Source organism: Methylobacter sp., from assembly GCF_023227905.1.
Classification (GTDB): Bacteria; Pseudomonadota; Gammaproteobacteria; order Methylococcales; family Methylomonadaceae; genus Methylobacter_A.
On the sequence record NZ_JALOCF010000098.1, the window covers coordinates 1 to 5,230 of the forward strand.

Genomic DNA, 5,230 nt, shown 5'->3' on the forward strand with positions numbered 1-5,230 from the left:
CAAACCGGATCAACTGCATCGACTTTAAAGCCAAGCGGGTGTCGTTGGGTGGTATCGGGTGCAAACCAGTCATTGAATGGCTGATTGCCTGCTACATTTGCTGCAAACATAATATTTTCCTTACTGTTGTTAGTGCCACTATAAATGCGTTAAATTACCCATTAACGCATTTATAAGTCATTGATTTTAAGCGATTATAACGCCTTGCTGGGACCTGTTGCTGCAAGTTAAATTTCCCATCCACAAAACCGGTATAACGCTGCCGTCCTGATTCACTGGCCGTTGCTCTGGAACCTCGGTCAAATCAGCATCTTTATGCACGACCAGCTTCAAGTACTCGGTATTCAGCATGTATGTATGGTTAGAAGGAATGCCGCTGTTTCCGTCATATATCACGTCGGCTTTTTTGTATTTCAGCGTAGAGAATCCACCGCTAACCATATCGGCGTTTGCATAGCGTTTTAAGCTGATTTGCGAACCTTCAAACGTTTGATAATGAACATTATCCATAACGATCAAATCGGGGCAGTCATCAGGGCCACGGTCAAGCTGTAACCAAAGCGGCAACATGGCCGATCCTTCGAAAGTAGATGCAGCCAATGCCACGCCAGCAACGGACAAATCAAATAGCTTGTTTTGCCAAAAAGTCCACGCAGCCGCATCAATTCCGCCGACTGTGCCGGTAGTATTAGCGTCAGCTACAAGGGCTTGCAGTCCGTTGATCTGGTTAGCCAGTGAGCCGGAAGAGTAAAGATCGTTTGAAAAATTGTTGTTAAAAGTACGAATCGCGTTTTTCATCCGAGCTTTCGCTAAGCTGATAATGCGAGAATCGCCGCTGTTGATACGCAATTCACGGCCAGACGCAACGATATTGATCGCGATCTGCCGCCATTGGAACTCAGCCGCTGAAATTACGTCAGACTGTGAAATATTCAGCGTGTCCCAATCGGAATAACGCTGATAAGTGCCGTTAGCGTTGTAATCCAATGGGGTAGCAATGGTTAAGCCGCCGTCCTCGGTTGAGTAATTACCTTTTTTGGTAATATATTTCAACAGCGCGTTACGGTTGCTTAAGTTGTCTTTGATTTCTTTGCGGTGTTTTCTGAACGTGGTGCTACAGTTTGTTATCGTGCGTCTCTTTATACGCACTTCTACACGTCACCGCATAGGTCAGACTATATCATCATCCGTTTTAATGGATGCCGGGCGCTCTTGGGGTTTTACTGGCATGATGTTTTAACATGTTAGCCTCCATACCCTAGTCGTTGCACTTTCCGAAGCTTTCGCGTTCGGCTTAGCTCAGGATTGTCTTAATATTGTTCAGTTATTAAGATTTTCCCTGAATTCACTCGGTTCTGTTCTTGCATTACTGCAAGGTAGGGCTAGTTAGTCAACCAGTTCTGTAAATGTGCTGTTCGCCGACATTATCGACTCCTTATATTAGTTAAAAATGGGTTTAATCATTTCCATCTGCAAGGGAGCCTGTCGGGCGCTTGGGGGTGGTAGTGAGCGGCTAAAGCCTGTAACGCTTGCTCTGTAAGGTATGGCGCTATGTCATGATATTAATACAATCTTACTTTATTTGCAAATAATATTTACCCATAGTATATTTACTTGTGCCTAGGTTATCGAGACCGAAAACTCCTTGAACAAGAGTTGGCACATAACCATTTGTTCAATAATCCACTGTTCAAGGATTCTCAAAATGATTTTTTTAATATACAAATTTACGTCTCCACTTGGAATGTCTTATATCGGGCAGACAGGTAACTTAAAGTTAAGAATTTACCAACATAGAAGCAAAAAAAATTGCAGTTTATTTGCAATTGCAATTAAACAATATGGATGGGAAAATTTCACACAAGAAATACTTTATGAAAATCTTAACAAAGAAGATGCAGATATTATGGAGGCTCATTTTATAAAGGAGCACAAAACACTGTCTCCTAAAGGATATAATATTAGACCAGGAGGGAATACGTCGCCGCAAGCTGAGGAAACAAAGAAAAAAATAAGGCTATCGAATACAGGTCTAAAAAGATCAGATGAAGCTAGGGCTAATGTTAGCGCCTCACAACAAAATAGGTCTGCTGAAACTCGCTTAAAAATGGGCGCTGTCCATAAGGGCGTTAAGTATTCGGATGAACGGCGCGCCATTCAATCTAAAAACTTAACCGGAAGGCCGGTAACAGAAAAAACTAGGCTAAAACAATCTGAGTCAGCAAAGAAACGAGGTGTATCTAAACTGACCCAAACAAAAATAAGGCTATCTAAAGAGACGAATTACGCGAAAAGAATAGGGAGGCCGCTGTCTATTCTTTAACTCCTCGCTCTGATTTCGGCCAGCATGTCGCCCATATCGTCAAACAATGCGCCTTTAGGTTCTGACGGGGTTTTGTTGGTGTTGGTATGCCTGATATTGGTTGATTTCGCTTTCTGAGCTACCCTGGCCGCATCGGTATTCTTTTTGCTGATGACTTTAGTTTGCGCCTCGACCGATTCCGCCAACGCCTTAGCCCTCGTCACGGGATTTGCCCACCGCGCCTTTTCATAGGCTGTTGCTAGGTCAACGCCTGATTTCAAAATCAGCGTTATATCATCCCCCAGTAAGTCAAAGTCTTCCTTGTCCTTGGCAAAGTCGGCCACCTCTTGCGCTACCCGGCTGTAGTTATCCTTCTGGACAGCCTGGACGCGCTCGTTTTCTTGGCGCTCTATCCTGTCAATACGCTGTTGCAACGCCTGCGTGTTAGGGTCGATCTGTGCCTGTCCGTCCTGCGGGATGATGCCAAGGTTGTTACCCAGCGCAATAAAGGCATTTTGTCGCTGTTCTAGGCTTCCTTCGGTCAAGGCCCTATTGTGCTGTAGCAGGTTGCTTATAGCTTGCGTTTCATTCAGTCCGTGCTGTTCAAAAAACGCTTTGAATGGCGCGATTATCTGCTTAATTTCACCGGCGTAAGCATTGCCTTCTTTATACTGCTCGATGCCGTCGAGCATCTGCTTCTCACGCAGTTCGATCTGCTCCTGTGCTGCTTGCGGCAATGCTGACCAGATTTCGTGCTTATCTTTAGACCATGAAGCCGGGGGCGTCCTGTCCTCTACATCGGGAGTTGCGGCCTCCTCTTCCTGCTCTTGCTCCTTGTGAGAATCATTATCATTAAGGTCATCAACGATTTCGTTATCGTCATCGCCGTCGTCATTCCATCCCATGTCAGCCGCGATAGAATCAACGCCCGCATCAATGTCAAACTCTTGTTCGTCGCTCATAATTTAGCCTATGTTTTGTAAAAAATGTCATATACAGCATCAAGCACCTGAGAGTCGTTATCTCTGCCTCTGTCTCTTGCGCTTAATAATACCAATTCAATATCAGCCAGTTTCTTTGTTTGTATCGTGCATATCCGCACTAATTCTTCATGATAAAAGCCGATATTAAGCACAGCTTGTCCGTCGCTCATAATTTAATCCAGTTAGTTAAAGTCGTACAGTCTCGGCATTCATACCCATAGCCATCTCAACATCAAGCCTTTCGCGCTTAACTGTTGGCATAGCCGCTATTTCTCGGTCAAAAGTATCATCTACCGCCTTATCCAGCGCCTTGTCGTCCTCCACTACCCGCCTGTCAACATCTTGACGCATCCCTGGTTCGTACTCGATGCACCCAGATTCCGCAAGGTCGTTTATTCGTTGTCGATTGTTAGTGATGATTCGCCCCGTCGCCGGGGACTCGTAGCCGCTTGGAGCATCAAAACGCATGTGCGCCGGAATGATGACGATAGGCGCGGTGATGACCTGCTTAGCCACACCGCCACACTTACACTCGACCTCGCGCTGGTGATTGCCGACGCTGGTCACAATGTCAAATGACGTACTGCAGGATTTGCAGTTATAGCCGTAAATTGGCATTACACAACCTTATAAAACAATACAACATCAGCCTGCCCAGTCAGCCAGTCTATAGACAGACCTGCTGGGCAGGCGACCCCCCCATCACCGAACCACACTGTTTCCGATGTGCTTAGCGCCAAATCGATATTGACAACAGGACTGTTAGTGGCACCAGTTGCGCCATTTATAATCCTTAACGTTGAAAGCGCTGGAGTGGCCGCCGATTCTTTTGCGGAATACCCAACCAGTCGCAAACCTGCGTTAGCCGTAACCAACGCGTCAACATTGGCGCCGATGGATGCTGTTGATATGGCCGTTGCCGCCTTAAATAAATCCTGCCCGCCTTCATTTACTGAATTACTCATCGCTTTCTTCCTGTTGGTTTAGTGATTGCTCGGCTAAATACATATCGCTAGCCAGTGTCTTGTCGGTTTCCGCTTCGTCAGCCGCTTGCTGCTGCCCGGCCATGATCGCGTCGGCAGTTAGTTGGTGTATCGTTGCCTCAGCACTGATCCTGGCTATTTCAAGGCGTGTGGTTGCGTCAAGATTAGCCTTGAATGTCTCGATCCGCTCGGAAGATGACAGCCGCATTAACTCAAGCTCCCTTGCTGCGTCAATGCGTAAATGCTCAAGCAAATTAGCCGCTTCAAGCTTTTTATCCTCCAATTCATGTTGTGCCTGAGTTTTCCTAGCATCCATCATGATTTGCGCCTGATGCTCCTGTACTCTGGCCTGTGTTTCAGCCTGTTTTATCTGCGTGGAAGCTGCTGTTTGAGCCTGTACTTTTTGCCCGTCGGCTTGTATCTCCATTTGTTTAATTTGCAGTGAGTTATCCGGCTTCTGGTTTTCAGGTGGTGGCGGGGGTGGCTGTTGCATGCTGTCAAGTATGCCCTCTATCTCCTCGCCAAACTCAAATTGCCGGGCAATCTTGAGCAGGATTGCCTTGAAACCGTCGAACGGGAGCAAACCCTGCTGAACCACCGGCAAGGCTTCTTTGATAAATCCCGACAAGGCCTGTAAAGCCTCATTCATCTTGTTTTTATCTTCGGTTGCTTCCGGTAAAACGGTCGAGTTGGTTTCTATGTCGATTTTATAGGATCGCTGCATGTCGTTACGCAACAAGCCCAGCACATCAGACCATTTGATTTGCTGTAACGTTTGTTGCGCTTGTTGGAGCTGCTGCTGTAGTTGCGGAGGGATTTGTTGCGGGTCGATCTGGCCTTGATATTGCGCCTGTATTTGTTGTGCGGCCTGCATGACTTGTTGAGTCTGCATGACTTGCTGTTCGGTAGCAAAGGGTAGACTGGTCATATTGACCCACGATTTTTCCGAAAACTTGGTGGCG

At 46.5% G+C, this 5,230-nt stretch carries 7 protein-coding genes; 1 reads left to right on the plus strand and 6 read right to left on the minus strand.

Going from position 1 to position 5,230, the window contains the following annotated elements; genetic code table 11:
• Nucleotides 1-186: 186 nt before the first annotated feature.
• Complete coding sequence (locus M0R47_RS21145; RefSeq protein ID WP_292558339.1) at nt 187-1,149, minus strand: phage major capsid protein; 963 nt, start codon at nt 1,147-1,149, stop codon at nt 187-189.
• A gap of 556 nt (nt 1,150-1,705) precedes the next feature.
• On the opposite strand from M0R47_RS21145, the gene M0R47_RS21150 reads away from it, so the two are divergent.
• On the plus strand, nt 1,706-2,323 hold the full coding sequence (locus tag M0R47_RS21150; RefSeq protein WP_292558340.1) for a GIY-YIG nuclease family protein: 618 nt from the start codon (nt 1,706-1,708) through the stop codon (nt 2,321-2,323).
• Here M0R47_RS21150 and M0R47_RS21155 read toward each other — a convergent pair.
• The 5 genes from M0R47_RS21155 to M0R47_RS21175 all read right to left on the minus strand — a co-directional run.
• Nucleotides 2,320-3,264, minus strand: a complete 945-nt coding sequence (locus M0R47_RS21155) for a hypothetical protein (protein ID WP_292558341.1) — start codon at nt 3,262-3,264, stop codon at nt 2,320-2,322. The genes M0R47_RS21150 and M0R47_RS21155 overlap by 4 nt on opposite strands.
• Nucleotides 3,265-3,272: 8 nt before the next feature.
• The gene (locus tag M0R47_RS21160; protein ID WP_292558342.1) at nt 3,273-3,455 is read right to left on the minus strand and encodes a hypothetical protein; all 183 of its coding nucleotides are present in this window, start codon (nt 3,453-3,455) and stop codon (nt 3,273-3,275) included.
• A 16-nt stretch (nt 3,456-3,471) separates the two neighbouring features.
• Nucleotides 3,472-3,903 (minus strand): FmdB family zinc ribbon protein, encoded by a 432-nt coding sequence (locus M0R47_RS21165; protein ID WP_292558343.1) that lies wholly within the window; start codon nt 3,901-3,903, stop codon nt 3,472-3,474.
• Nucleotides 3,903-4,250: a hypothetical protein gene (locus M0R47_RS21170; protein ID WP_292558344.1), complete on the minus strand. Its 348-nt coding sequence runs from the start codon at nt 4,248-4,250 to the stop codon at nt 3,903-3,905. Before M0R47_RS21170 ends, M0R47_RS21165 begins: the two co-directional genes overlap by 1 nt.
• On the minus strand, nt 4,243-5,230 hold a 988-nt coding region (locus M0R47_RS21175; RefSeq protein ID WP_292558345.1), incomplete at its 5' end, for a hypothetical protein. The genes M0R47_RS21175 and M0R47_RS21170, both read right to left, overlap by 8 nt.

Bases quoted from the DNA above. Each gene is read 5' to 3' on its own strand.
- M0R47_RS21160 (WP_292558342.1), bottom strand. From the start codon at position 3,455: ATGAGCGACGGACAAGCTGTGCTTAATATCGGCTTTTATCATGAAGAA.
- M0R47_RS21155 (WP_292558341.1), bottom strand. From the start codon at position 3,264: ATGAGCGACGAACAAGAGTTTGACATTGATGCGGGCGTTGATTCTATC.
- M0R47_RS21165 (WP_292558343.1), bottom strand. From the start codon at position 3,903: ATGCCAATTTACGGCTATAACTGCAAATCCTGCAGTACGTCATTTGAC.
- M0R47_RS21150 (WP_292558340.1), top strand. From the start codon at position 1,706: ATGATTTTTTTAATATACAAATTTACGTCTCCACTTGGAATGTCTTAT.
- M0R47_RS21170 (WP_292558344.1), bottom strand. From the start codon at position 4,250: ATGAGTAATTCAGTAAATGAAGGCGGGCAGGATTTATTTAAGGCGGCA.